The organism is Aeromicrobium sp. YIM 150415, from assembly GCF_016918125.1.
Lineage (GTDB): Bacteria > Actinomycetota > Actinomycetes > Propionibacteriales > Nocardioidaceae > Aeromicrobium > Aeromicrobium piscarium.
On record NZ_JAERWM010000025.1, the window covers coordinates 47052 to 72572 of the forward strand.

Sequence of the window (25521 nt, forward strand, 5' to 3'; positions counted from 1 at the left end):
ATCAGGACGCACCTCCCACGATGGTGACCGAATCGGGTTCGTCGTCGTGGTCGGCGAGGCGGACCTGGACCTTCTCGGCGAGCGAGGTGGGGAGGTTCTTGCCGACGAAGTCGGCGCGGATCGGCAGCTCGCGGTGGCCGCGGTCGACGAGGACCGCCAGCTGGACGGCCTGCGGGCGGCCGAGGTCGTTGAGCGCGTCGAGAGCGGCACGGATGGTGCGGCCACTGAAGAGCACGTCGTCGACGAGCACCACGATCTTGCCGTCGATGTCCTCGGGGATCGAGGTGTGCTCGAGGGCGCGTGCGGGGCGCATGCGCAGGTCATCGCGGTACATCGTGACGTCGAGCGATCCGGGGGTGATCGTGCGTCCCTCGACCTCGCTCATCCGCTCGGCGATGCGCCGGGCGAGATGGACTCCGCGGGTGGGGATGCCCAGCAGCACCACATCGCGGGAGTCGCGATTGCGTTCGAGGATCTCGTGGGTGATGCGGGTGAGAGCGCGGGAGATGTCCTGGTCGTCGAGGACGGTGCGCGCGGGTACGTCGTCAGGCGTGGGCGTGTCGGCAGACACCACCATGCTGACCTCCTTCTCCGCCTCACGGGACGGTGGTTAAAGGATGTCGATCGGTCGCCTCAGCCTAACAGTCAGGCACTCGCGGGGACGCCACGACCCGTGCTTCGCCCAGGAGGCCCGACCTGGGGCGATGCTTCTATGTGTGTCAAGTGTGGGTGTTGAGGGTTCTCCATAGTTGTCGGGTGGTGTAGCGGCGTAGGCATCGTCGGATGTCGCGGTCGGGTTTGCCGTCTTGGCGTCGGCGTTTGATGTAGGCCTGTGTTTCGGGGTAGGAGCGCCAGCGGGTCAGCACGATGGTGTTGATGGCTCGGTTGAGTTTGCGGTCCCCGCCTCGGTTGAGGCGATGCCGGCTGGTGTTGCCGGAGGAGGCTGGGATCGGGCTGGTGCCGGCGATGGCGGCCATGGCTGCTTCGGAACGGATTCGGCCGGGATGGGACCAGACGGTCAGCACGACTGCTGCGGTGATCGGTCCGACGCCGTGGAGGTGGAGGAGTTCAGGTGCTTGGCGTGTGACGATCTGGCTGATCTGGGTTCGGTTGTGGGTCAGTTCGGTCTCCAGGTCGAGGATCGCTTGGGCGTGACGGGTTGCGGTGGCGCGGATCAGCGCGAGGTGTGGGGCCTCGTCGCGTGTGCGCCAGGAGGCGATCTGACGGATGTGGGTGCGGGTCAACGCCCGGCGGGCGTCGATGCCCAGGCTGTGACCGCGCACGAGCGCGGTCAGCGCGTTGATCAGCGCTAGTCGCTGATCGTTGAGCAGATCACGCAGGCTCGTCAGGGTCTGTAGTGCTGCTCGTGTTCCGTGGGCTCGTGCGTCGCGGAGCTGGCTGGTGGCCATGGCCAGACTCGATCGGGCCGCGGTGAGCGCGTCGAGTTCGTCGGTCTTGCCGGTGCCTCGTAACCGTGCCGTCGAGGGGGTCGGGGCTTCGGTGACGCGGTAGCCGGCGTGGGTGAACTTCTCTGTCATGGTGGCTCCGTAGGAGCCGGTGCCCTCAGCCGCGATCAACACCTCATCGCGTTCACCTCCGGTGCGACGGGCGACCCAACTCACCGCACGGTCCAGGCCAGCGGGCGTGACCGGGAACCGTGCCTGATCGATCGCCGCGCCGGTCGGCGCGGCGATGATCGCGTAACTGTGATGCGCCGCGTGGGTATCGACTCCCACGACGAATCTGTAGGTCTCTGCAACGATGGACATGCGATGTTTCCTCTCCACGGGTGACGTCGTTGCCGGCGTCGGCCCGGGATGAAGAGTCACCACGAGGCAGTCCTGTAATGGGTCACAACCCGCAGGGGTCGGACATGCTTCTGATCAAGCCATCCTGGTGGGCCAGGGACGACGCCGGCGCCGCCCGCGCCGGACAAATCGCCACAGAAGGCATCCACGAATGGAGCCAGGTGAGCTACGAGTCACGACACGAGCAGAACCAGCATCACCCCACCAGCCAGCCCCAGGCCAGCCACCACAAAGACTTACAGGTGAGCTACGCACCCCTCGCCACGAGGAGCGGTGAGCTACGCACGTCTCGTCACGCCGGAGAGGTGCCTGAGCCACCGCTCGAGGATCGGACACGTGCGCAGGTCACCGCCCACCACGAGACCGGGGAGGCGGCCCGGGTCAGGGCAGCTCGACGAGACCTTCCTCGACCAACCAGTCGCGGGCGACGATCGCCGGGTCCTCGCCGTCGCTGTCGACCCGCGCGTTCAGCTCGAGCATGACCTCGTTGGTGATGAGCGGCGAGACCTGGTCGAGGACCTCCTGGATCTCCGGATGCTCGTCGAGCAGGTCGGCACTGACCACCATCGAGAGGTTGTAGAGCGGGAAGAACTGCCGATCGTCCTCCAGCACGCGCAGGTCGAGGCCGGGGATGCGTCCGTCGGTGGTGAACACCTCGCCGAAGTTGCAGCGGCCCTCGGCTGTCGCGGTGTAGACCACACCCGTGTCGAGGGTGAGCACATCGGCGAGATCGCCCGGGGTGAGGTCGTAGGCGGCGAGCATCGGCTCGAAACCGTCGTTGCGGGTCGCGAACTCCGATTCGACGCAGAAGGTGAGCTCCTCGGGCGGCAGCTCCAGCAGATCGGAGAACTTCTCGACGCCGAGCTCCTCGGCCTTGTCCTCGCGGATCGCGAAGGCGTAGGTGTTGTTCATCGGCGACGGTGGGAGCCAGACGAGGCCATTGGGCTCGTCTGCCTCCAGTACCGCCTGCCACTGCTCCTCCTCGCCCTTGACCGGCTCGTCGTTGCCGAGGTAGTTGATCCAGCCGGTGCCGGTGTACTCCGGGGAGATGTCCGCGTCACCGTCGAGCATGGCCTGGCGCGCTCCGAAGGAGCCCGGCGTGTTCGACATATTGGTGACATCGGCGCCGGCGACGTCGAGGATGGTCGAAACCATGTTGCCGAGCACCAGCTGCTCGGTGAAGTCCTTCGCCACGACCGTCACCGGCACGCCCTCCAGCGAGTCGTAGTGCTCGATGTCGGCCGGCTCGGCCGAGAGCACGGCTCCGGAGGAGGACTGCAGGCCGCATCCGGCGGCCAGCAGAGCGGTGGCGGCCCCGGCGAGGGTCAGGGCACGAAGTCGGCGGATGGACACGTCAGACTCCCTTCGGCGACGCCACGATCTCCACGACCCGGGCGATCCAGTCGATGAACAGCGCGAGCGCGGCGATGAGCAAGGCACCGATGACGAGGACCACATCCTGCTGCAGCTTGATCCCCGAGGTGATGAGCTGGCCCAGTCCGCCGCCACCGGTGAAGGACACCAGGGCCGCGGTGCCGACGATGAGCACGAGCGCCGTGCGCACGCCGGCGATGATGATCGGCAGGGCGAGCGGCAGTTCGACCCGCAGGAGGGTCGCCAGTCCGGACATGCCCATACCGCGGCCGGCCTCGACGAGCTTCGCGTCGACGGAGTCGATACCGGCCACCGTGTTGGCGATGATCGGCAGCAGACCGTAGACGACCAGCGCCACGGTGGCTCCGAGGGTACCGATGCCGAAGATCGCTGCGCCCAGGGCGATCAGGCCGATCGCCGGCGCGGCCTGCCCGAATCCGGCGACCGTGATGATCGGCTTGGAGAACCGGCGCATCGGCCCGCGGGTCAGCAGCACGCCCACCGGCACAGCGACCGCGACGGTGACCAAGGTGGCGATGAAGCTGACACTCAGGTGTTGTCCGAAGAGCGGCAGGAGATTGCCGACGGCGAGGGAGCGCGCCTCGCTGTCGGAGACATCGGCGACCTGCACGAAGACCAGGCAGCCGACGACGACCAGCACGCAGACCAGCGGCTGGGTCACGTACCGGGCGATGCCCGGCTTGTCCGGGCCGGCCGAGGTCGCGGTGTCGAGGGTCGAGGTCTCAGCGGTGCTCATGTCACCGCTTCCGTCGGCGGCTGCTGCAGCTGCTGCATCGCCTCCATGACGGTCTCGACCCGCACGACGCCCTGATAGGAGTTGCGGCGTCCGGTGACCACGACCACCCCGTGCGAGGACGTCAACATCTCATCGAGGGCGTCGTTGAGGGTCGAGGCGAGGGAGACGGTCTCCAGGTCCGTGTCCCGGCGCACGTTCTCCAGATTCGTCATGCGGCGCAGCTCTCGCAGGGAGACCCAGCGCTGCGGCCGCTCGAATCGGTCGAGGACCACCACGTGCTCGCGGCCGATGGCCTCGGCCGCCGAGATCGCATCGGCCGGGTCGTCGCCGACGTGGGCGACGGCCGCCTCGTGCAGCTCGATATCGCGCACCCGGGTGAGCGAGAGCTGCTTGAGCGCCGCGCCGGCACCGACGAAGCCCTCGACGAACTCGTCGGCCGGGTTCGCGAGGATCTGCTCGGGTGTGTCGTACTGCACGATCTGCGAGCCGGTCTGCAGGATCGCGATGCGATCGCCGAGCTTGAGCGCCTCGTCGAAGTCGTGCGTCACGAAGACGATGGTCTTGTGCAGCTCCTCCTGCAGGCGGAGCAGCTCGTCCTGGAGGCGCTGACGGGTGATCGGGTCGACGGCGCCGAAGGGCTCGTCCATCAGCAGGACCGGCGGGTCGGCGGCGAGCGCCCGGGCCACGCCGATGCGCTGCTGCTGGCCGCCGGAGAGCTCGCGCGGATAGCGGTCGCGGTATTCGGCCGGGTCCAGGCCGACCAGGTCGAGCAGCTCGTCGACGCGATCGCTCACCTTCTTCTTGTCCCACTTGAGCATCCGCGGCACCAGGGCGATGTTGTCGCCGACCGTGAAGTGCGGGAAGAGCCCGGCTCCCTGGATGACGTAGCCGATGCGGCGGCGGAGCTCATCGGGATCGGTGTCGGTGACATCCTCCTCGCCGATGAGGATGCGGCCCGAGGTCGGCTCGATGAGCCGGTTGATCATCTTCATCGTGGTCGTCTTGCCGCAGCCCGAGGGACCGACGAGCATGACGATCTCGCCCGCGGGGAACTCGATCGTGATGTCGTCGACCGCTGGGTCGCTCTGTCCGGGGTACTTCTTGGTGATGCCGTCGAGGAGGATGCGCTCGCCGGCGGTACTGGTGGTCTCAGACACGTGCGATGCCCTTCGAGGTCGTGAGTCGCGTCAACAGGTTGAGGACGACGTCGAGGATGATGGCCAGGATGATGATGCCGAGCGTGCCCGCCACCACGGAGTTGGTGGCATTGGCGCCGCCCATACGGGAGATGCCCGAGAAGATGTAGCCGCCGAGGCCGGGTCCGAGGGCGAAGGCCGCGATGGCGGCGACCCCCATGAGCATCTGGGCCGACACGCGGACCCCCGTCATGATGACGGGCCATGCCAGCGGAATCTCCAGGCGCACGAGGGTGGCCATCCGGCTCATGCCCATGCCCCGGGCGGACTCGATCAGCGCCGGGTCCACCCCGCGCAGTCCGACGACGACATTGCGCAGGATCGGCAGGAAGCCGAAGAACACCAGGACGATGACCGACGGCAGGACGCCGATGCTGACGATGCCGACGAGCAGACCCAGCAGGGCATAGGACGGGATCGTCAGGCCGACGGCGGAGAAGGTCTGGGCGACGGTGACGCCCCAGTTGGTCTGCGTGGCGAGAACCCCGAGCACCAGCGCGAGCAGCGTCGCGAGCAGCAGACTCTGGACGACCAGGCTCATGTGTTGGTAGGCGAGGAACGACAGCACCGACCATCGTTCCCCGATGAACGTGAAGAAATCGGAGATGGCCGTCATGCACCGTCCTCGTCCGTGAGCGGCCACGGCTTTCGCGGCCAGCACATGACGGTAACGGGCTTCTGCCGCGCTCGCAGCCCGGCGCGGGCGAGATCAGGGGTGCTGAATCCCCCATTCGCCCCGCATTAAGTGGAACTTTTGACCGAGGAAAAAAGATCGGATCTGCTCCACTCGCGCCGGTCGCATGGTGAGACGTCGGCGCTCGGCGACATACGGAATCGGCCCGGGACGATCCACCATGGTCGACCAGCTCGCCGGCTCCCCGCTCGCAGAGGGCGGTGAGCAGTCAACCAGCGCTCTGGGACGAGGGTCGTTGACAGCTCACCACCCACGCGTGGGGGGGGGGGGGGGGTTACTCCGTCAGGGAGGGCTTCAGCTCGACCACCCGGCTGAGCAGACCGCTGACGAAACGCGGGGACTCGTCGGTGGACAGGTCCGTCGCGAGGTCGACGGCCTCGCTCACGGCGACGGCGTCAGGGACGTCGTCGTTGTAGAGGATCTCGTAGGCGCCGATCCGCAGCAGATTGCGGTCGACCGCCGGCATCCTCTCGAGGGTCCAGCCGCGCGCGTTCTCCGCGAGCAGACCGTCGATCCGGGCTTGATGGGCGGTGACACCCTCGACGAGCGCCACCGTGTAGGCGTTGATGGGTGGATCGTTCACCGCGACCCGGTCGGCGAGGGTCGCCGAGAGGTCACCGCCGCGGGCCTCGGACTCGAAGAGGATGTCCAAGGCCCGCTTGCGGTAGCGCGTACGTGCTCCCATCAGGCCGAGACGCGCCCGAGGTAGCTGCCGTCGCGGGTGTCGACCTTGACCCGCTCGCCGTTGTCGATGAACAGCGGCACCTGGATCTCCTTGCCGGTCTCCAGGCGGGCCGGCTTGGTGCCGCCGCTGGAGCGGTCGCCCTGCAGACCCGGCTCGGTGTACTCGACGGTCAGCTCGACCGAGGCCGGCAGCTCGATGTAGAGCGGGTTGCCCTCATTGACCGCGACCACGGCGTTCTGGTTCTCCAGCATGTAGTCCTTGGCGTCGCCGACCACGGCGTCGTTCAGCTCGAGCTGGTCGTAGGTCGAGTTGTCCATGAACACATAGGAGGTGCCGTCGTGGTACAGGAACTGCATATCGCGTTTGTCGACATTGGCGACGTCGACCTTGACATCGGCATTGAAGGTGCGATCCACCGTCTTGCCGCTCGTGACGTTCTTCAGCTTGGTGCGCACGACCGCGCCGCCCTTGCCGGGCTTGTGGTGCTGGAACCAGATGACGGACCAGAGCTGTCCGTCGATATTGAGCACCATGCCGTTCTTCAAGTCGTTCGTGGTGGCCATCAGGCGATCTCCATGAGGTCTTTGGCCGTCGTGGTCAGCACCTCGGGTGCGGCGTCCGTCACGACGACGGTGTCTTCGATGCGCACTCCCCCACGCCCGGGCAGGTAGATGCCGGGCTCCATCGTCAAGACAGTGCGCCGAGTGAGTCTACCGGGGTGCGCCGCGCCGATGAACGGGTCCTCGTGAATCTGCAGGCCGACCCCGTGCCCGAGGCCCGTGGTGAAGGCCGACAACCATCCCGCGGTGTCGAGCGAGGTGGTGGCGGCCGTGTAGGACTCGGCGACCGGCACACCGGCGCGGAGTCGCTCCAGTCCGGCCGCCTGCGCCTCCCGCACGGCGGTGTAGATCTCGCGCTGCCAGTCGGCGGCCTTCCCGAGCACGACGGTGCGTGTGCAGTCCGCGTGATAGCCGTCGACCAGCGCGCCGAAGTCGATCTTCAGCAGGTCGCCGCGCTCGACGATGCGGTCGGTCGGGTGATGGTGCGGGATGGCCGAGTTCTCGCCCGCCGCGAGGATCGTGTCGAAGGCCTTGTCCTGGGCCCCGAGCCGGAACATGCGGTCCTCGAGCTCGCGGGCGAGCTCGCGCTCGGTACGGCCGACGAGCCGGCCGTCGAGCAACTGCTCGAGGGCCTCCGCCGAGACAGCGCAGGCTCGGCGGAGGGACTCGATCTCGCCGTCGTCCTTGACCTCGCGTAACCGTTCCACCAGCCTCCCGGACGAGACGGGCTCGCCGAGCCGGCGCCAGGCGTCGACGCTCAGCACGTGGGTCTCGGCCAGCAGGAGGCCACGGGCGCGGTGACGTGCCTCGTCCAGCAGGTGCCGGGTGATGACGTGCTCGACATCGGGCAGCTCCTGGGCGGCCTGGTCGCGGTAGCGTCCGTCGGTGAAGAACACCGTCGATCCGTCGGCGAAGACCAGCACCGCGCCATTGGACCCGGTGAATCCCGTGAGGTACCGGACATTGACCAGATCGCCCACGTAGAGCGCGTCGGCCCCTTGCTCGGCGATCAGCCGGCCGAGCCTCTCGCGGCGGTCAGCCCTGCTCATCGCGCCACGGCGGACATGATCATTCGAGGATCGCCTCGTAGCTGGAGCGCAAGAGGGTCTCGTCGGGGGCGGCGAGGATGGACGGACGGGCCAATGCGTCGAGCACGACGAAGCGCAGGGTGGAGCCCCGCGACTTCTTGTCCAGACGCATCCCGGCCATCAGCTGATCGAACTGGTCGGCGCGGTAGGTGGTGGGCAGCCCGACCGAGGACAGCAGGCGACGGTGCCGCGCCAGCAGTCGCGAGTCGATACGCCCGGCCCGGTGCGCCAGCTCCGCGACGAAGACCATGCCGATCGCGATCGCCTCGCCGTGCCGGATGCCATACCGCTCGTGCCGCTCGATCGCATGACCCAGCGTGTGCCCGTAGTTGAGCGCCTCGCGGCCGATGGCTCCCCCGGGGCCGCGCTCGGTGAGATCCCCCGCCACTGTCGCGGCCTTGACCGCGATGCCGCGCCCGATCAGGCCGGCGAGTACCGGATCGTACGGGTCGGCGGCCGCGGCCGGGTCCCTCTCGACGATGTCGAGGATGTCCGGATCGGCGATGAAACCACACTTGACGATCTCCGCCAGTCCGCTGCGGATCTCCGCCGCCGGGAGCGTCGCGAGCGCGTCGAGGTCGCACAGCACACCGATCGGCTCGTGGAAAGCGCCGACGAGGTTCTTGCCCTCGCGCAGGTTGATGCCGGTCTTGCCACCGACGGCCGCGTCGACCATGCCCAGCACCGTGGTGGGCACCGTCACGAATCGCACGCCACGCAACCAGCTCGCGGCGAGGAAGCCGGCCAGATCGGTGGTCGCTCCCCCGCCGACCCCGACGACGAGATCCGACCGCGTGTAGCCGTGCTGGGCGAGCAGGCTCCAGCAATGCGCGAGGAACTCGGGAGTCTTGGCCTGTTCGCCGTCCGGAGTCTCGATGAGCAGTACCTGCAGGTGCGCCAGCTCCGCCGCCAGAGCCTCCGCCCGGTCGGTCACCGCGGGCGCGTGCACGATCGCCACCCGCTCGGTATCGGTGGGCACCAGTCCGGAGAGCTCACCCACGGCACCCGCGCCGACCACCACCTCATAGGGCTGCGCCGTCGCGACCGCCAGCCGCCTCATCGGACCTCCTCCACGAAGGCGATGACAGCATCGGCCACCTCATCGGGCGACAGGGCATCGGTGTCGATGACAGTGGTCGCCACCTCGAGATAGATCGGCCGCCGCTCGTCCATCAGCCTCTTGAGCTGCCCGCGGACATTGCCGAGCAGCAGGGGGCGCCCGGAGTTCATGCCCACACGAGCCGCCGCCTGCGCGAGACCGACGTCGAGGAACACCACGCGGTGCTCGCGCAGGAGCTTGCGGGTGTCCTCGTGGACGGGAGCGCCACCACCGAGCGAGACGATCCCGTCGTGCTCGGCGAGTGCCCGCGCCACCGCCGCATGCTCCAGCTCGCGGAATCTCGCCTCGCCGGCCTCGACGAAGATGTCCTGGACGCTGACACCCTGCTCGGCCTCGACATCGGCATCGGTATCGCGGACGGCCAGGCCGATGCGTTCGGCGACCAGCTGCGCGATCGTCGACTTGCCCGCTCCTGGCGGGCCGACGATCACGATCGGTGCCATCAGCGGAACCTCAGATTGGCCAGATAGGACTCCACGTTACGGCGGGTCTCGCCCACCGAGTCGCCGCCGAACTTCTCGAGCACGGCATCGGCCAGTGTCAGGGCGACCATCGCCTCGGCGACGATCCCCGCCGCGGGCACGGCGCAGACATCGGAACGCTGGTGGTGGGCAGCGGCCCCCTCGCCGGTGGCGACATCGACGGTGCGCAACGCCCGCGGGACGGTGGCGATCGGCTTCATCGCGGCGCGCACCCGCAGGAGCTCGCCGGTGGTCATGCCGCCCTCGGTGCCGCCGGATCGATCGCTCACGCGGCGGATGCCGTCGTCGGTGGGCACGATCTCGTCATGGGCGGCGGAACCGCGCGTCCGCGCGAGCTCGAAACCGTCGCCGAGCTCGACCCCCTTGATCGCCTGGATCCCCATCAGCGCTCCGGCCAATCGGCTGTCCAGGCGGCGATCCCACTGCGTGTGGGAGCCGAGTCCGGGAGGCAGTCCCCAGACCGCCACCTCGACGATGCCGCCGAGCGTGTCACCGTCCTTGTGCGCAGCGTCGACCTCGGCGACCATCCGCTCGGACGTGGCCGGATCGGCACACCGCAGCGGATCGGCGTCGAGCCGCTCGACGTCCTCGGCGGTGGGCACGATCCCGGCCGGAGCCACGACGGTGCCCAGCTCGACCACGTGACTGACGATCGTGGCACCCGTGGCCTGACGCAGGAACCGGGCAGCGATCTCGCCGAGCGCGACGCGCGCCGCGGTCTCGCGGGCGCTCGCTCGTTCGAGGATCGGACGAGCTTCGTCGAAGTCGTACTTCTGCATGCCGGCCAGGTCGGCGTGTCCGGGCCGCGGACGGGTCAGCGGAGCACCGCGCTTGAGCCCGGCGAGCTCCTCGGGATCGATCGGATCGGCCGCCATGACCCGTTCCCACTTGGGCCATTCGGAATTGCCGATCCGCAGCGCCACCGGACTGCCGAGGGTGAGCCCGTGGCGGATGCCGCCGATGATCTCCAAGGCATCCGCCTCGAAGTTCATCCGTGCACCGCGACCGTAACCGAGACGACGACGCGCGAGAGCCGCACCGATCTCCGCACTCCCGACCTCGACACCTGCCGGCAGGCCGTCGAGGGTTGCCACCAGCGCTGGGCCGTGCGATTCTCCGGCCGTCAACCAACGAAGCATGGGGCGATTCTTTCACGGGGCGCGCCGACGCCCGCGATGCGCCCGTCAGACGAACACGGCGACGAAGGCACCCACGACCATGGCCGGACCGAAGGCCACCGGCGGACCACCTCGGACCCGTCCCCGGTTACGTACCACGCCGGCGATGGCGGCGATGACGAATCCGGCGTAGATCCCCACGAAGGTCGCCGAAGCGCCCAAGGGACCGAGCAGCACTCCCAGGACCGCCGAGAGCCGCACGTCGCCGTAGCCGAAGCCCCCCGCGAGGAACCGGCCGGCGATGACGTACAGGATCCAGAACACAGCGAAGACCACGACATTGCCGATCAGCGCGGCGAGGGCCAGGCCCGCGTCGCGGGTGCCGATCGCGACGCCGAGGGTCAACGCCCACACCGCCAGGTAGGTCGGGGCCACGATGAGATAGGGCAACAGGTGCGTCCGCAGGTCGACATAGGCCAGGACCGGTGCCACGCCGGCCACCACCGCCCAGGCCGGCAACAGGACGGGCGGGAGCTGCCAGGCCGCGACCGCCGCGAGGAGGGCGGCGAGCACGACCATGGCCAAGGTCGGCACCACCGGCCGCGCGAGCTCGGCGTAGGGAATCTTGTGCTCATCGACGTCCACCTCCGGCTCCGGCAGGCGAGCGAGCCACCACCGCGTCGCAGCGGCGATGAGCGCGGCGGCGACGACGGTCAACGAGGCGGCAGGCACGCGCCGACCCTACCGTGTGCACCGGCGGGAGGCGGGCGTAACGGTCCAGCCCTGTGGACAACCGCGGATCGGCGAGTCAGACGCCCAGGGCCTCCAACGCGGCCTCACGCAGCAGATCGGGCGCGACGGCCTCGCCGGTCATCGCAAGCAGCTGGAGCACAGCCTGGTGCGCCAGCAGGTCGAGACCGGTAGCGGTGGCCAGTCCCTCCTCCTGGGCGGCGCTCAACAACGAGGTGGGCCACGGATCGTAGATCGCCTCGAACACGGCGTTCGCGGCACCGGCGAGGGCATGCTCGCGTCCGGCCACCGCGGCAGCCGGGATCGTGTTGACGAGCAGGTCCACGGACGCATCGGCGGGTGCGTGGAGATCGACGACGTCGACATCCAGGGCGAGCTCGTGAGCGACCGCGACGACCTCGCTCGCTCGCGCCGCGTCGCGGACGAAGAGCTCGACCGATCGAGCACCCAACCGCGACGCGGCCAATACCAGCGACGCCGCGGTGGCACCCGCCCCCAGCATCCGGACCGTCTCGACCCGCTCGATCCCCGCCTCGCGCAGCGCCAGGACAGCTCCGGGCACGTCGGTATTGGACGCGTACCAGCCGTCCTCCTCGCGTACCAGCGTGTTGGCCACGCCGAGGAAGACCACATCGTCCGTGCGGTGGGCGGCCAGGGCGGCGGCCTCGCGCTTGAAGGGCATCGTCACCGACAGCCCCCTCCACGTCTCGTCGAGCCCATCGGCGAAACGGGCCAGCTCGCCGTCGGCGAGCTCGACCGCGTCGTACGTCCACGGAAGCCCGAGCACGCCGTACGCCGCCCGGTGCATGACCGGGGAGAGCGAATGCGCGACCGGGCGGCCCACCACCGCGCAGCGCCGCTGAGAGGTCAACACTGGAATCCAGCGTCCTGACACGCCTGCTGATGCTGCTCGTAGGTGTCGTTGAAGGTCGTCTCCCCGGTCTCCGGATCCGCGACGAAGTACATCCAGTCGCCCTCGTCGGGGTTCAGCGCCGCCTCGATGGCCGCCCTGCCCGGCGACCCGATCGGACCCGGAGGCAGCCCGGCATACCGGTACGTGTTGTAGGGGGTATCGGCATCGCGCTCGTCCGGGGTCGTGAAGACATCCCCTTGGCGGCCGCTGACATAGTGCACCGTCGAGTCCATCTGCAGCGGCATACCGTCGTCGAGCCGGTTGTAGATGACCCGAGCGGCCTTGCGGAAGTCCTCGTCGTTGTTGACCTCGCGCTCGAGGATGCTGGCGACCGTCATGATCTCCTCGCCGTTGTAGCCGAGCTCGGAGGCGCGGTTCGCGATGTCGAGGCTCTCGGTGACCTGCGCGGTCTGCGCGACCATCTGCCCGATGAGCTGCACCGCGGTCGTGTCCGGCTCGACGAAATAGGTCTCGGGGAAGAGATAGCCCTCCGGATTGCCCCCGGCGACCTCCGGCAATCCGATCGCGGCGGGATCCTCGAGCGCCGCCCGCAGATCCTCCTCGGTGAGATCGGTGTTCTCCGCGATCGCCGGGATGATGTCGTCGATGCGCGAGCCCTCGGGGATCGTGACCCGCGCCTCCAGGCGATTGCTCACATCGCTCAACGCCGCGAGGGCCGCCTCCGCCGACATCTTCTCGCGCAGTTGATAGGTGCCGGGCTGGATGGTCTGCGCGCGCTCGTCGTTCAACGACAGCCGGTAGAAGGCCTCGGTGGACGCGACCACGTCGGCGTCGTAGAGCACCTGCGCGATCTGCCCGCCGTTGGCGCCCTCGACGATCTGCACGGTCGTCTCGCCCTCGCCATTGCCCTCGTAGTCGGCCGGTGCGCCGAAGCGATCGCGGATCTGGCCCACGACCCAGAAGCCGGCGAGCACCACGAGCACGATCGCCACCAGGATCGCCACGAGCTTGCCCACGGATGAACGGCGCGGCGGCTCGGCGCGACGATGTCCGGCGCTGCGCGCAGGGCCACCGTCATCCCCTGAGCCCCCGGTGAGCAGGTTCAGCCCGCTGTCGTTCCGGTCGCTCATGCCGCCACCGCCTGGAAAAAGCACCCTAGGCGACGGCGGCACTCGTCAGTACCCATCGTTCGCTCGCTTCGCTCGCTCATGCCGCCACCACCTGGAAAAAGCACCCTAGGCGACGGCGGCATTCGTCAGTACCCATCGTTCGCTCGCTTCGCTCGCTCATGCGGTCCCTTCGATGAGTTCACCCGGGGCGGTTCCCCGCGTGCGTTCGGCGTCCAAGGCCGTCTGCAAGATGACAGTCGCCGCAGCCTGATCGATGACCGAGCGCGACTTCTTCGCGTTACGTCCCGATGCCCGCAGCTGGCTCGCCGCGGTCACCGTGGACATCCGTTCGTCGACCAACCGTATCGAGACTCCGGGGAGCGCCGCGATCAGTCGTCCGGCGAAGGCGCGGGCCTTGGCCGCGGCCGCGCCCTCCTGACCGGACAGTCCGATGGGCAGCCCGACGACACATTCGATCGGCTCGTACTCCCCCGCGATGGCGAGGATCCGGGCGATCGGATCACCCTTCGCGGGGACCGTTTCGAGCGGTGAGGCGATGAGACCCTCCGGATCGCTCGCGGCGACACCGATCCGGACATCGCCGACATCGATCCCCAGGCGACGGCCCGGCCTCAAAGGGCAGCCTCCACCGCTGCGAAGGCCGCCTCGATGCCACCGAGATCGGTGCCACCGCCTTGGGCGACATCGGCCTTGCCGCCTCCGCGGCCACCGATCTTCTCGCCGATCACCCCGATGAGCTGGTTCGCCGCGACGCCGCGCTCCTGCGCGGCCGGGTTCACGGCGACCACGACGCTGGGCTTGTCACCGGCGGTGCCGATGACGACGACCACCGCGGGCCGGTCTGACAGACGTCCACGGATGTCGAGGGCCATCTGCCGAACATCGCCGCCGCCCACACCATCCGCCCGGTGCGTCACGAGGGCGACTCCTCCGATATCGCGCGCCCCCTTGGCCAGGTCTCCGGCGGCACCGAGGAGCTGGGCGCTCTTGAACTTCTCGAGCTCCTTCTCGGTCGCCTTGAGGCGCGACATCAGGTCCGACACGCGGTGCGGGACATCGTCGGGCTTGGCCTTGAGCAGGTCCGTGAGCTGCAGGACCAGGTCGCGCTCACGGGCCAGGTACTGGAATCCCTCGAGTCCGACGAGGGCCTCGACACGGCGGTTGCCCGCTCCGACGGAGGCATCGGAGGTGACCACCACGGTGCCGATCTGGCTCGACCGCTGCACATGGGTGCCGCCGCACAGCTCGCGCGACCAGGGGCCGCCGATCTCGACCACGCGGACATCTTCGCCGTAGGTCTCGCCGAACAGTGCCAGGGCGCCGATCTCGCGTGCCTTGGCCAGCGGCATCACCGCTGCCGAGACCGCGAGATCCTCGCGGAGGGCACGGTTGGAGGCTTCCTCGACATCGCGCAGCTGCTCGGGAGACAGGGCACCGTTCCAGCCGAAGTCGAGTCGCAGGTAGCCGGGACGGTTGTACGAGCCGGACTGCAGCGCCGTCGGGCCGAGCACCTCGCGTAGCGCGGCATGCACGACGTGCGTACCCGAGTGCGCCTGGGCCGCGCCGACCCGCCAGTCGCGGTCGACATCGGCCGACAGTGAGGTGTCGAGCGTCAGCTCGCCCTCCAAGACGCGCACCTGATGGACGACGAGCCCCCTCACGGGACGCTGCACATCGAGCACCTCGGCACGACCGCCGTCCCACGACAGCATTCCGGCGTCGGCATTCTGTCCACCGGACTCGGCGTAGAACGGCGTGCGATCGAGCACGACCTCCGCGACCGTGCCGGCACCCGCCGCGGGAACTGCGGCGCCCTGCGCGTAGAGCGCGAGCACGCTCGACTCGGTGCTGAGGGTCGTGTAGGCCAGCCAGTCGGTGGGACCGTGCGTGTCGAGGGTCTCGCGGTAGAGGCTGGTGTCGGCGTGACTGCCCTTCTTGGCCTTGGCATCGGCCTTGGCCCGCGCACGCTGTTCGGCCATGAGACCGCGGAAGCCCTCCTCATCGACCGTCAGTCCCTGCTCGGCGGCCATCTCGAGGGTCAGGTCGATCGGGAAGCCGTAGGTGTCGTGCAGCGCGAAGGCCTGATCGCCGGCGAGCACACTGCGGCCGGACTCCTTGGTGGAGCTCGCGGCGAGGTCGAAGACCTGCGTGCCCTTGGCGAGGGTGGAGCGGAAGGCATCCTCTTCGGCGTAGGCGACCTGGCTGATGCGCGCGAAGTCGACCTCGAGCTCGGGATACGAGGCCTTCATCTTGTCGAGGCTGACGGGCAGCAGCTCGGGCAGTGCCGGCGCCTCGTAGCCGAGCAGTCGCATCGAGCGGACGGCGCGGCGCAGCAGGCGGCGCAGGACATAGCCGCGGGACTCGTTGCCCGGGGTGACACCGTCGCCGATCAGCATGAGGCCGCTGCGCACGTGGTCGGCCACGACCCGGAAGCGGACATCGTCGACGGGATCGGCGCCGTACCGCTTGCCGCTGAGCTCGGCAGCCTTCGCGATGACCGGGAAGACCTCGTCGATCTCGTACATGTTCTCTTTGCCCTGCAGCAGATAGGCGACGCGCTCGAGACCCATGCCGGTGTCGATGTTCTGCTGCGGCAGCGGCGCGACGACGTCGAAGACGTCCTTGGCGCGCACGTTGGTGATCTCCTCCTGCATGAACACGAGGTTCCAGATCTCCAGGAAACGGTCCTCATCGGCCTCAGGGCCGCCATCGGGACCATACTGCGGGCCGCGGTCGACGTAGATCTCCGAGCAGGGCCCGCCGGGGCCCTCGACGCCCATGTGCCAGTAGTTGTCGAGGAGTCCGCGGTTCTGGATGCGCTCGTCGGGCAGGCCCGCGATCTTCTTCCACAGCTCACGTGCCTCGGTGTCGCTGTGCAGCACCGTGACCCAGATGTCCGCGGGATCGAATCCGAGCCCGCCGTCGGCGACGCTCCCGGTGATGAGATTCCACGCGTGGGTGATCGCCCCCTCCTTGAAGTAGTCGCCGAAGGAGAAGTTGCCGTTCATCTGGAAGAACGTGCCGTGCCGCGTGGTCTTGCCGACCTCCTCGATGTCGAGCGTGCGGACGCACTTCTGCACACTGGTCGCACGGTCGAACGGAGGGGTCTCCTGACCGAGGAAGTACGGCTTGAACGGCACCATGCCGGCGTTGACGAACAGCAGATTGGGATCGTCGAGCAGCAGGGGCGCGGACGGCACGACCGTGTGGCCGGCGGCCTCGAAGTGAGCCAGGAAGCGGCGCCGGATCTCAGCGGTGTCCATCAGGTGGGGTCCTTCTCGATTTCCAGTGGGTGGGAGGGGTCGTGGGCGGACGCTCCGAGCTCGGGCGCGCCCAGCACCTGGGTGCGCAGCTCGTGCTCCTTGGCCTGGCGGCCGTCGCGCATCTCGGCGCTGAACGCTCGCCAGCCCGAGCCGAGGGCGCCGGCCTGGTCGATCAGTCCGGGCATCGAGATCCGGTAGGCCGCCCGCCGGGCCTTGACCGAGGCATATACCCCGGCCGCTGTGCCGGCGACGAACCAAAGGGCACGTGGAGTCATGAGCTCATCCATCCGTCGGTCTGCGTCGGTGGGCTGTTGGTAGCGCGCGCCGCCCGCCTGCCGGCACGCTGACGCGCTCGACGCCGTTGCCGGTACTCGCGGCGCACCAGCCCGCTGATCCGGTCGCGGCTCTCGGGACGCAACGCGTGCGCCACCCCCGAGAGGACGATCGCGATCCGCACGCCCGGTCGGGTCATCTGGGCCGCGACCACCTGCTCCTGGGTCGGCGGGACGATGACCCGGCCCTCGATCACGCGTGCCTCCTGCGGCTCCGCGGCCCGGCGGACCGCGAGCTGCGCATCGCCTCCCCGTTGAGGGTGCGGGTACCTCCCTGGGGGCACCTCCCTGCACGGAGCTCTGCGGAGTGCTTGGGGGAGACGGAGCGCAGCGGAGTCCTTGGGTGAACGTTCGGACGGTGAACTCGTCGTTTCCGCCGTCCGAACGCCCCACTCAACGGGTTCGGGGGGTTGTTCGCGCAGGGCCTTGACTTCGCGGACCGCGCGCAGGGCGACGACGGCGGCGACGAGCGCGACCACGGCGAGGACCGCGGCCACGACGAGCACGACGACGTCGACAGGCATATGACGAGGTTACCGGTCACCGGGACGTCTCGGGGGTCGGGCGGTGCGTCACCCCGCACTCGGCCGGTGGGCGGTGCCTCATCACGTACCCACCCACCTCAGGTACGGGATAGCTCACCGCCCGCGGCCGGGTCGGGCGAAGGTCAGCGGTCGCGCAGGATGGCGCGGATGCGGGCCAGACGATCGGCGAGAGCGGCCTCCGCCCCATGACGGCCCGGCTCGAAGTACTCGGTGCCGTCGATATCGTCCGGGGCGTACTGCTGGGCGACCACTCCGCGCGGGTCGTTGTGGGCGTAGAGATAGTCGTGCCCGTGGCCAAGCTTCTTGGCGCCCGAGTAGTGCGCATCGCGCAACGCCGGCGGCACGGGACCCACCTTGCCCGCCCGCACGTCGCTGAGAGCCGCGTCTATCGCGCGGATGACGGCATTGGACTTCGGAGCCGTGGCCAGGTGGATGACGGCCTGAGCGAGAGGGATGCGCGCCTCGGGGAATCCGATCATCGCGACCGCCTGCGCCGCCGTGGTCGCCGCCTGCAGGGCGGTCGGGTCCGCCATGCCGATGTCCTCGCTGGCGTGGATCATCAGCCGGCGGGCGATGAACCGCGGGTCCTCCCCCGCCTCGATCATCCGGGCCAGGTAGTGCAGGGCGGCATCGACATCCGAGCCGCGGATGGACTTGATGAAGGCGCTCGTGACGTCGTAGTGCTGGTCGCCCTGACGGTCGTAGCGAACGGCCGCGCGGTCGACGGCCTGCGCGGCATCCTCGACGTCGATCTCGGTCTTGCCCTGGGACGTGGCAGCGCCGGCGGCCGCCTCCAGATAGGTGAGCACCCGACGGCCGTCGCCTCCGGCGAGCCGCACCAGATGATCCCTGGCGTCGTCGGTGAGCGTGACCTCGCCGTTCAGCCCCCGCTCGTCGGTGAGCGCGCGGTCGACGAGGACGGCGATGTCGTCATCGGTCAACGATTCGAGGGTGAGCAGCAATGAGCGGCTGAGCAACGGCGAGATGACGCTGAAGTGCGGATTCTCGGTGGTGGCGGCGACGAGGCTCACCCAGCGGTTCTCGACGCCGGGCAGCAGGGCGTCCTGCTGGGCCTTGCTGAACCGGTGGACCTCATCGACGAACAGGACGGTCTCCTGGCCGGTGGACGCGAGGGTCTTACGGGCTCCCGTGATGACCTCGCGCACCTCCTTGACCCCGGCGCTGACGGCCGAGACCTCGACGAAGCGGCGGTCGGTCTGCGTGCTGATGAGGCTCGCCAGCGTCGTCTTGCCGGTGCCGGGTGGACCCCAGAGCAGGATGGTGAGCGGCTTATGCCCGTCGATCATCTGCCGCAGCGGCGAGCCCGGACCGAGCAGATGCTGCTGGCCGACGAGCTCGTCGAGGCTGCGGGGACGCATCCGGACCGCCAGTGGCGCCGTCGCGAACTGATTGCCCGCGAGGGTACCGCTGGACTCGGGTAGCGACGGAGGCGCGTCGGGCAGGTCGAACAGGCCGTCGGAGGGCATGGATCGAGCCTACCCATCCCCACCGTCACTCCCGCCGCACGTGGTGGCGGTAGGCCGTCAACCTTTCGCGATCGGCAGCGGTAGGCCGTCAACCTCATCGAGGCGTGAATACGTTGACCGCGTACCGCCGCCGGCGAGGAAGGGTTGACCACGTACCGCCGCCGCGCGGGCTCTCAGTCCTCGTCGGGCTCGGGCTCGGCGTCGACGCCGGCCTCGGCGCGCTGCTCGCGGGTGATGGGAGCCGGAGCCGCGGTCAGCGGGTCGTAGCCGCCGCCGGACTTCGGGAAGGCGATCACCTCGCGGATCGAGTCGACGCCCGACAGCAGCGCACACGTGCGGTCCCAGCCGAAGGCGATCCCGCCGTGCGGCGGGGCGCCGAAGCTGAACGCGTCGAGCAGGAAGCCGAACTTCTCGCGGGCCTCCTCCTCGCCGATCCCCATGATCCCGAAGACCTTCTCCTGCACGTCCTGGCGATGGATACGGATCGAGCCACCGCCGATCTCGTTGCCATTGCAGACGATGTCGTAGGCCTGAGCCAGCGAGGTTCCCGGATCATCGAGCGTCGCGACGTCCTGCGGCGCGGTGAACGCGTGATGCACGGCCGTCCACTCTCCCCCGCCGACGGCGACATCACCGGAGTCGAGGTCGCTGACCGACTCGAACATCGGCCAGTCCACGACCCAGCAGAAGGCCCACGCCGACTCGTCGATCAGGTCGCAACGGCGGCCGATCTCCAGGCGTGCCGCGCCCAGCAGGTTCTGCGCGGACTTGCGCGGCCCCGCGGCGAAGAAGATGCAGTCGCCGGGCTTGGCGCCCACATGCGCGGCGATACCGGCCTTCTCGGCATCGGTGATGTTCTTGGAGACCGGCCCGGACAGCTCGCCGTCCTCGCCGACGAGGATGTACGCGAGCCCCTTGTGCCCGCGCTGTTTGGCCCACTCCTGCCAGGCATCGAGCTGGCGCCGGGGCTGCGAACCGCCGCCGGGCATCACGACGGCACCGACATAGGGCGCCTGGAAGACCCGGAAGGGCGTGTCGGCGAAGAACTCGGTGCACTCGGTGAGCTCGAGGTCCAGACGCAGATCCGGCTTGTCCGAGCCGTATTTGTTCATCGCATCGGCATAGGTGATGCGCGGGAACGGCGTCGACAGCTCCACCCCGATGAGCTTCCACAGCTCGGCGTAGACCTCTTCAGCGAGCTTCATGACGTCGTCGGCCTCGACGAAGCTCATCTCGATGTCGAGCTGGGTGAACTCGGGCTGCCGGTCGGCGCGGAAGTCCTCGTCGCGGTAGCAGCGCGCGATCTGGTAGTAGCGCTCGATGCCACCGACCTGCAGCAGCTGCTTGAACAGCTGCGGGCTCTGCGGCAGCGCATACCAGCTGCCGGGCCGCAGGCGTGCGGGGACGAGGAAGTCGCGCGCGCCCTCGGGGGTCGAGCGGGTGAGGGTCGGCGTCTCGACCTCGACGAAGGCGTGGCGCTCCAGCACCGACCGCGCGGCGGCGTTGACCTTCGAGCGCAGCCGGATCGCCTCGGCGGGGCCTTGGCGGCGCAGGTCGAGGTAGCGGTACTTGAGCCGCACCTCCTCGCCGACCTCTACATGTTCGTCGATCGGGAACGGCAGCGGCGCCGAGGCGCTGAGGATCTCGACATCGTCGGCGATGACCTCGATCTCGCCCGTGCCGATCGCGGGGTTCTCGTTGCCCTCGGGACGGCGCTCGACGGTGCCGGTGATCTTGAGGCAGAACTCCGAGCGCAGCTGGTGCGCGACATCCTCGCGAACGACCACCTGCACGACGCCGGACGCCTCGCGCAGGTCGATGAACGCGACACCGCCGTGGTCGCGGCGGCGGGCGACCCAGCCGGCGAGCGTGACCTGCTCGCCGACATTCGCGGCGGTCAGGGTTCCGGCGTCATGGGTGCGGATCACGTGCTGTCTCCTTCGGGGGTGACGACCTGAGGTCGCAGATCGGTGGCGGGCGGGGTCCAGGCGTCCGGGTCGGCCGGCTCCTGGTCGCCCGAGCGGATGTCCTTGACGGTGTGTTCGCCATCGGGCTCGGCGGGCGGGAACCAGACGAAGGGTATCCCCCGCCGCTCGGCGTAGCGGATCTGCTTGCCGAACTTCTGCGCGCTCGCGGCCACCTCGGTGGGGACGCCACGTGCGCGGAGCCGCTGGGCGACGGCATCGCCGACGGCCCTGGCGTCCTCATCGGCGAGGGCGACGAGGACGGCGGACGGCACACTGCGCGTCGAGGTCATGCCGTCGGCGAGCAATGGCGCGAGCAGACGCGAGACGCCGAGCGAGATGCCGACACCGGGATAGGTGCGCTTGCCGTCGCTGGCGAGCTCGTCGTACCGGCCGCCTGAGCAGATCGAGCCGAGTGATTCATAACCCGCCATGCGCGTCTCGAAGACGGTGCCGGTGTAATAGTCGAGGCCGCGGGCGATGCGCAGGTCGGCCATCACGGTGACGCCCTCGACATCGGCCCCTGCGCCGACCACGGCGGCGAGCTCGTCGAGACCTTCGTCGAGCATCGGGTGCTCGACGCCGAGACCGCGGACGCGGTCGACGAAGGTGGTGTCGGCGCTGCGGATCTCGGCGAGGGCCAGGCACTGGCGCGCCTGCGGCTCGTCGAGTCCGAGCTCGAGCAGCAGCTCGACGATCCGCTCGCCGGGCAGCTTGTCGAGCTTGTCGATGACCTGCATGACCGCGGTGGGATCGGTCAGCCCGAGCCCGAGGTAGAAGCCCTCGAGCACCTTACGGTTAGAGACCTGCAGGGTCAGCTCGGGCACGGGCAGGCCGGAGAGCGCCTCGGCCATGACGCGGGCGACCTCGACGTCGAAGTGGAAGGGCAGCGTGCCCTCGCCGACGATGTCGATATCGGCCTGCGTGAACTCGCGGAACCGGCCCTGCTGCGGCCGTTCGCCTCGCCAGACCTTCTGGATCTGGTAGCGGCGGAAGGGGAAGACGAGCCTGCCGGCGTTCTCGACCACATAGCGCGCGAACGGCACGGTGAGGTCGAAGTGCAGGCCCATGCCGGCGTCGGCACCGTCCTCGGCGGCCTGCAGGCGGCGAAGGACGTAGACCTCTTTGTCGATCTCGCCTTTACGGGTCAGCTGCTCGATCGTCTCCACCGCGCGGGTCTCGACATTCGCGAAGCCGTGCAGCTCGAACACCCGGCGCAGGTGATCGAGCACCGCGAGCTCGACATTGCGCTCGGCCGGCAGATACTCGGGAAAGCCCGAAAGCTTGCCACCCCTGCTCATGTCGTCACCTGCCAGAGAAAGCCCGCGATAGGCAGCCGACGACATGAGGTGACCACTGCTCGCTCGCTGCGCTCGCTCATGCGCTCAGCTCCAGCAGGAAGGGGTTGGTGCCCTTCTCGCGACCGATGGAGGTCTGCTGGCCGTGGCCGGGCAGCACGACGACGTCATCGGGCAGCGTCAGCACCTTGGTGCGCAGGCTGTGGAGCATCTGGCCGTGGTCTCCCCCGGTCAGATCGGTGCGGCCGATCGAGCCGAAGAACAGGAAGTCGCCAGAGAAGGCCACCTGCGAGACGGGCTCCGGACCCGGGTAGTCGACCCGGTACATCACCGTGCCCGGCGTGTGGCCCGGGCAGTGGTCGACGGTGAGCATCAGCGAGCCGACCTCGATACGGGCGCCGTCGACGGCATCGCGCACGTCCGAGGGCTCGACGAAATCGGGCATCTCGATATCGGCGAACTGCTGACGCAGCATCGCGGCGGACTGTCCGGAGACCGCGGCCATCGGATCGCTCAACAGGTGCCGGTCCGCCGGATGGATCCAGACCGGGCAGCCGTACCGAGCGGCGACATCCTGGGCACACCACATGTGGTCGAAGTGCCCGTGGGTGACGAGCACGGCCACCACGGTGAAGCCATGCTCATCGATGACCTTCTCGATCGCTTCGAAGGACTCCATGCCCGGGTCGACGATCGCGCAGGCACCACCCTCGCCCTCGGCGACGAAGTAGCAGTTCGCCTGCAGCGGACCGGCCGGAAAAATGGTGAGAAGCACGTCGGCCAGCCTACGCGAGACATCAGACGTGACGTGCACCTCCTCGCCGGTCGGCGCACCACTACACTCGTCACCATGAGCGAGCGAAGCGAGCGACCTGCCGCCGCCCAGCAGGAGTGGGGTCGCGTCGACGCCGAGGGAAATGTGTATGTGCGCGAGGGCGACGGTGAGCGACTCATCGCCCAATGGGTCGGTGGTGATCCGGCCGAGGCGATCGCGCTCTACACGCGTCGGTTCGAGGGGCTGCAGACGGAGGTCGAGCTGCTCGAGCAGCGCATGGCCGCCGGCTCCGTCGCCCCCGACGATGCCCAGAAGGCCCTGACCCAGGTTCGCGAACAGCTCACGGACGCCCAGGCCATCGGCGATCTCGCCTCCCTCGCGGCGCGCCTGGAGGCGATCGAACCGCAGGTCGCCTCGCTGCGCGAACAGCGCAAGGCCGAGCGGGAGCAGCGCCAGGCCGAGTCCAAGGAGGCCAAGAGCCGGATCGTGGCCGAGGCGGAGAAGCTCTCGACCGGCAACGACTGGCGAGGCGGCGCGGACCGCTTCCGGCAACTGCTCGACGAGTGGAAGTCACTGCCACGGCTCAGCAAGTCCCTCGACGATGAGCTCTGGCATCGCTTCAGTTCGGCGCGCACGGCCTACACCAAGCGTCGCAAGGCCCACTTCAGCGAGCAGTCGGCCCGCCGCGACGAGGCCGCCAAGGTCAAGGAGCGGCTGATCGCCGAGGCCGAGTCATTGCAGGAGTCCACCGACTGGGGTCCGACCTCGGGGCGCTACCGCGATCTGATGCAGCAGTGGAAGAAGGCCGGCTCCGCCCCACGTGGTGTCGAGGACAAACTCTGGAAGCGCTTCCGCGCGGCCCAGGACGTCTTCTTCTCCGCACGCGATTCCGCCAATGCCGAGCTCGATGCCGAGTACGAGAAGAACGCCGAGGTCAAGGCCGAGCTCCTCATCGAGGCCGAGGCACTGCTGCCGATCAAGGACCTCGACGCGGCACGGCGCGCGTGGCAGTCGATCGCGGACCGCTGGGAGCAGGCCGGCAAGGTGCCGCGTGCGCGTATCAAGGAGTTCGAGGGACGCCTGCGCACGGTGGAGAACGCGATCCGCGACGCCGGCCAGCGCGAGTGGCAGCGCACCGATCCGGAGAAGTCGGCGCGCGCCGACGACATGATCGGCAAGCTCGAGGCCGCGATCGCCGAGACCGAGGCGGAGCTGGAGAAGGCACGGGTCGCCGGTGACGAGAAGAAGGTCAAGAACCTGACGGAGAACCTCGAGTCACGGCGCTCCTTCCTCGACATCGCCCGCAAGACCGCCTCCGACTTCGGCTGATCTCGGTGGGCGGGCAGCCCGTGGCACCGTGGGGACGTCCGCCGTCATCTCATGACTGCAGAAGTCCCATAGGTCGAGTTCGGCCCGCCGATCACTCGGCGCTGGCGAGGTCATCGGCCTCGAAGACCTGCGCTTCGGACTCGTCGAAGGTCACCGAGAATCCGGCGGCCGCCAACACGCCGCCGAGGACATCATCCTCGATCGTGGACTGCGCGCTGCCGAGCTCGGCAGCGCCCAGCGCCACACCACTGAAGCTGACGGTGATCGTGCGGTCACGCGCATCGGGGATGGCCAGCACCGAGGTGGCACCAAGGTCGAGGACCACCTGAACCGCACGACCCGCGGCCTCCTGGATCTCGAGCTCAGTGAAGCCGGTGTGCTCGAGCACTTTCACACGACCACCTCGTGTGGCCAGTTCCTCGTCCAGCCCTTCAGGCGCCGCACCGCTGAATGCCAGAACGGCTTCGCGTGGGGCCACGATCTCCGAGTACGAATAGCCTCGCGACTGGTCCATCGAGTAAGACGTGACGAGTTCCGAGAACTCCATCTCCCAGTTCAACTGCTCGGGCGCCACCCCCGTGGCTTCGGCGTCCATGTGGAGCGCTTCCTTCGCAGACATGCGGTGGTCGCTTACGTCCTCCGGCGGCAGGCCCGAAGAAGATACAGCATTCATCGATGTCGAAATCACGACGATCAGGGCGGCGCCAAGACCGACCAGCACCTGCCTGAACCGCGTTCCTCGCATCATGGCTCCAATCTCACGCGAGAGCCGCAGGAGGCGACCGATCTGCTGATCGTAACACCGAAAATGACCGACTGGTCCGTTTGTGAAACAGATCGGCTTCCCGCATGTGCGCTGAACCGCCGACGATCGATGTCGGTGATCGGGTAA

Annotated in this window: 25 protein-coding genes; 1 reads left to right on the plus strand and 24 read right to left on the minus strand. The window is 68.8% G+C overall.

Going from position 1 to position 25521, the window contains the following annotated elements:
* Position 1: 1 nt before the first annotated feature.
* The 23 genes from pyrR to JL108_RS15965 all read right to left on the minus strand — a co-directional run bounded on the left by pyrR (position 2) and on the right by JL108_RS15965 (position 23300).
* A complete protein-coding gene (gene pyrR / locus JL108_RS15855; protein WP_143914025.1) occupies positions 2–577 on the minus strand; it encodes a bifunctional pyr operon transcriptional regulator/uracil phosphoribosyltransferase PyrR in 576 nt (191 codons plus the stop codon).
* A 142-nt stretch (positions 578–719) separates the two neighbouring features.
* Entirely contained in the window at positions 720–1769 is a 1050-nt protein-coding gene (locus JL108_RS15860; RefSeq protein WP_205199138.1) for an IS110 family transposase, read from the minus strand.
* 420 nt (positions 1770–2189) lie between these two features.
* Positions 2190–3161, minus strand: coding sequence for a glycine betaine ABC transporter substrate-binding protein (locus tag JL108_RS15865; protein WP_205199139.1), 972 nt, complete (start codon positions 3159–3161; stop codon positions 2190–2192).
* A gap of 1 nt (position 3162) precedes the next feature.
* Positions 3163–3939: an ABC transporter permease gene (locus JL108_RS15870; protein WP_205199140.1), complete on the minus strand. Its 777-nt coding sequence runs from the start codon at positions 3937–3939 to the stop codon at positions 3163–3165.
* Positions 3936–5096: a betaine/proline/choline family ABC transporter ATP-binding protein gene (locus JL108_RS15875; protein WP_205199141.1), complete on the minus strand. Its 1161-nt coding sequence runs from the start codon at positions 5094–5096 to the stop codon at positions 3936–3938. The genes JL108_RS15870 and JL108_RS15875 overlap by 4 nt, the downstream gene beginning before the upstream one ends.
* A complete protein-coding gene (locus JL108_RS15880; RefSeq protein ID WP_205199142.1) occupies positions 5089–5751 on the minus strand; it encodes an ABC transporter permease in 663 nt (220 codons plus the stop codon). The genes JL108_RS15875 and JL108_RS15880 overlap by 8 nt, the downstream gene beginning before the upstream one ends.
* A gap of 352 nt (positions 5752–6103) precedes the next feature.
* Complete coding sequence (nusB, locus tag JL108_RS15885) at positions 6104–6514, minus strand: transcription antitermination factor NusB (RefSeq protein ID WP_205199143.1); 411 nt, start codon at positions 6512–6514, stop codon at positions 6104–6106.
* Positions 6514–7080, minus strand: coding sequence for an elongation factor P (gene efp, locus JL108_RS15890; RefSeq protein WP_143914031.1), 567 nt, complete (start codon positions 7078–7080; stop codon positions 6514–6516). The genes nusB and efp overlap by 1 nt, the downstream gene beginning before the upstream one ends.
* Positions 7077–8123 (minus strand): Xaa-Pro peptidase family protein, encoded by a 1047-nt coding sequence (locus JL108_RS15895; RefSeq protein WP_205199144.1) that lies wholly within the window; start codon positions 8121–8123, stop codon positions 7077–7079. Before JL108_RS15895 ends, efp begins: the two co-directional genes overlap by 4 nt.
* 19 nt (positions 8124–8142) lie before the next feature.
* Positions 8143–9222 (minus strand): 3-dehydroquinate synthase, encoded by a 1080-nt coding sequence (aroB, locus tag JL108_RS15900; RefSeq protein WP_205199145.1) that lies wholly within the window; start codon positions 9220–9222, stop codon positions 8143–8145.
* The gene (locus JL108_RS15905; RefSeq protein WP_205199146.1) at positions 9219–9725 is read right to left on the minus strand and encodes a shikimate kinase; all 507 of its coding nucleotides are present in this window, start codon (positions 9723–9725) and stop codon (positions 9219–9221) included. The genes aroB and JL108_RS15905 overlap by 4 nt, the downstream gene beginning before the upstream one ends.
* Positions 9725–10903 carry a chorismate synthase gene (gene aroC, locus JL108_RS15910; protein WP_205199147.1) on the minus strand — a complete coding sequence of 393 codons (1179 nt, stop codon included), beginning with the start codon at positions 10901–10903 and terminating at the stop codon, positions 9725–9727. The genes JL108_RS15905 and aroC overlap by 1 nt, the downstream gene beginning before the upstream one ends.
* 45 nt (positions 10904–10948) lie before the next feature.
* Positions 10949–11614, minus strand: coding sequence for an A24 family peptidase (locus JL108_RS15915; RefSeq protein WP_205199148.1), 666 nt, complete (start codon positions 11612–11614; stop codon positions 10949–10951).
* A gap of 76 nt (positions 11615–11690) precedes the next feature.
* Positions 11691–12506: a shikimate dehydrogenase gene (locus JL108_RS15920; protein ID WP_307837293.1), complete on the minus strand. Its 816-nt coding sequence runs from the start codon at positions 12504–12506 to the stop codon at positions 11691–11693.
* Positions 12500–13636, minus strand: a complete 1137-nt coding sequence (gene mltG / locus JL108_RS15925; protein ID WP_205199149.1) for an endolytic transglycosylase MltG — start codon at positions 13634–13636, stop codon at positions 12500–12502. The genes JL108_RS15920 and mltG overlap by 7 nt, the downstream gene beginning before the upstream one ends.
* 156 nt (positions 13637–13792) lie before the next feature.
* Positions 13793–14251, minus strand: coding sequence for a Holliday junction resolvase RuvX (gene ruvX, locus JL108_RS15930; RefSeq protein WP_205199150.1), 459 nt, complete (start codon positions 14249–14251; stop codon positions 13793–13795).
* The gene (gene alaS, locus JL108_RS15935; protein ID WP_205199151.1) at positions 14248–16899 is read right to left on the minus strand and encodes an alanine--tRNA ligase; all 2652 of its coding nucleotides are present in this window, start codon (positions 16897–16899) and stop codon (positions 14248–14250) included. Before alaS ends, ruvX begins: the two co-directional genes overlap by 4 nt.
* Positions 16899–17174, minus strand: a complete 276-nt coding sequence (locus JL108_RS15940; protein ID WP_205199152.1) for a DUF6167 family protein — start codon at positions 17172–17174, stop codon at positions 16899–16901. Before JL108_RS15940 ends, alaS begins: the two co-directional genes overlap by 1 nt.
* On the minus strand, positions 17171–17755 hold the full coding sequence (locus JL108_RS15945; RefSeq protein WP_205199153.1) for a hypothetical protein: 585 nt from the start codon (positions 17753–17755) through the stop codon (positions 17171–17173). The genes JL108_RS15940 and JL108_RS15945 overlap by 4 nt, the downstream gene beginning before the upstream one ends.
* Before the next feature lie 143 nt (positions 17756–17898).
* Positions 17899–19263, minus strand: a complete 1365-nt coding sequence (locus JL108_RS15950; RefSeq protein ID WP_205199154.1) for a replication-associated recombination protein A — start codon at positions 19261–19263, stop codon at positions 17899–17901.
* 173 nt (positions 19264–19436) lie between these two features.
* Complete coding sequence (gene aspS, locus JL108_RS15955; protein WP_205199155.1) at positions 19437–21191, minus strand: aspartate--tRNA ligase; 1755 nt, start codon at positions 21189–21191, stop codon at positions 19437–19439.
* Positions 21188–22528 (minus strand): histidine--tRNA ligase, encoded by a 1341-nt coding sequence (gene hisS / locus JL108_RS15960; protein WP_205199156.1) that lies wholly within the window; start codon positions 22526–22528, stop codon positions 21188–21190. Before hisS ends, aspS begins: the two co-directional genes overlap by 4 nt.
* A gap of 76 nt (positions 22529–22604) precedes the next feature.
* Positions 22605–23300, minus strand: a complete 696-nt coding sequence (locus JL108_RS15965; RefSeq protein WP_205199157.1) for an MBL fold metallo-hydrolase — start codon at positions 23298–23300, stop codon at positions 22605–22607.
* Between the two features lie 75 nt (positions 23301–23375).
* Here JL108_RS15965 and JL108_RS15970 point away from each other — a divergent pair, with 75 nt between their 5' ends.
* Positions 23376–24629, plus strand: coding sequence for a DUF349 domain-containing protein (locus JL108_RS15970; RefSeq protein WP_205199158.1), 1254 nt, complete (start codon positions 23376–23378; stop codon positions 24627–24629).
* Between the two features lie 91 nt (positions 24630–24720).
* On the opposite strand, the gene JL108_RS15975 is transcribed toward JL108_RS15970, so the two are convergent.
* Entirely contained in the window at positions 24721–25377 is a 657-nt protein-coding gene (locus JL108_RS15975) for a hypothetical protein (RefSeq protein WP_205199159.1), read from the minus strand.
* Positions 25378–25521: the final 144 nt, after the last annotated feature.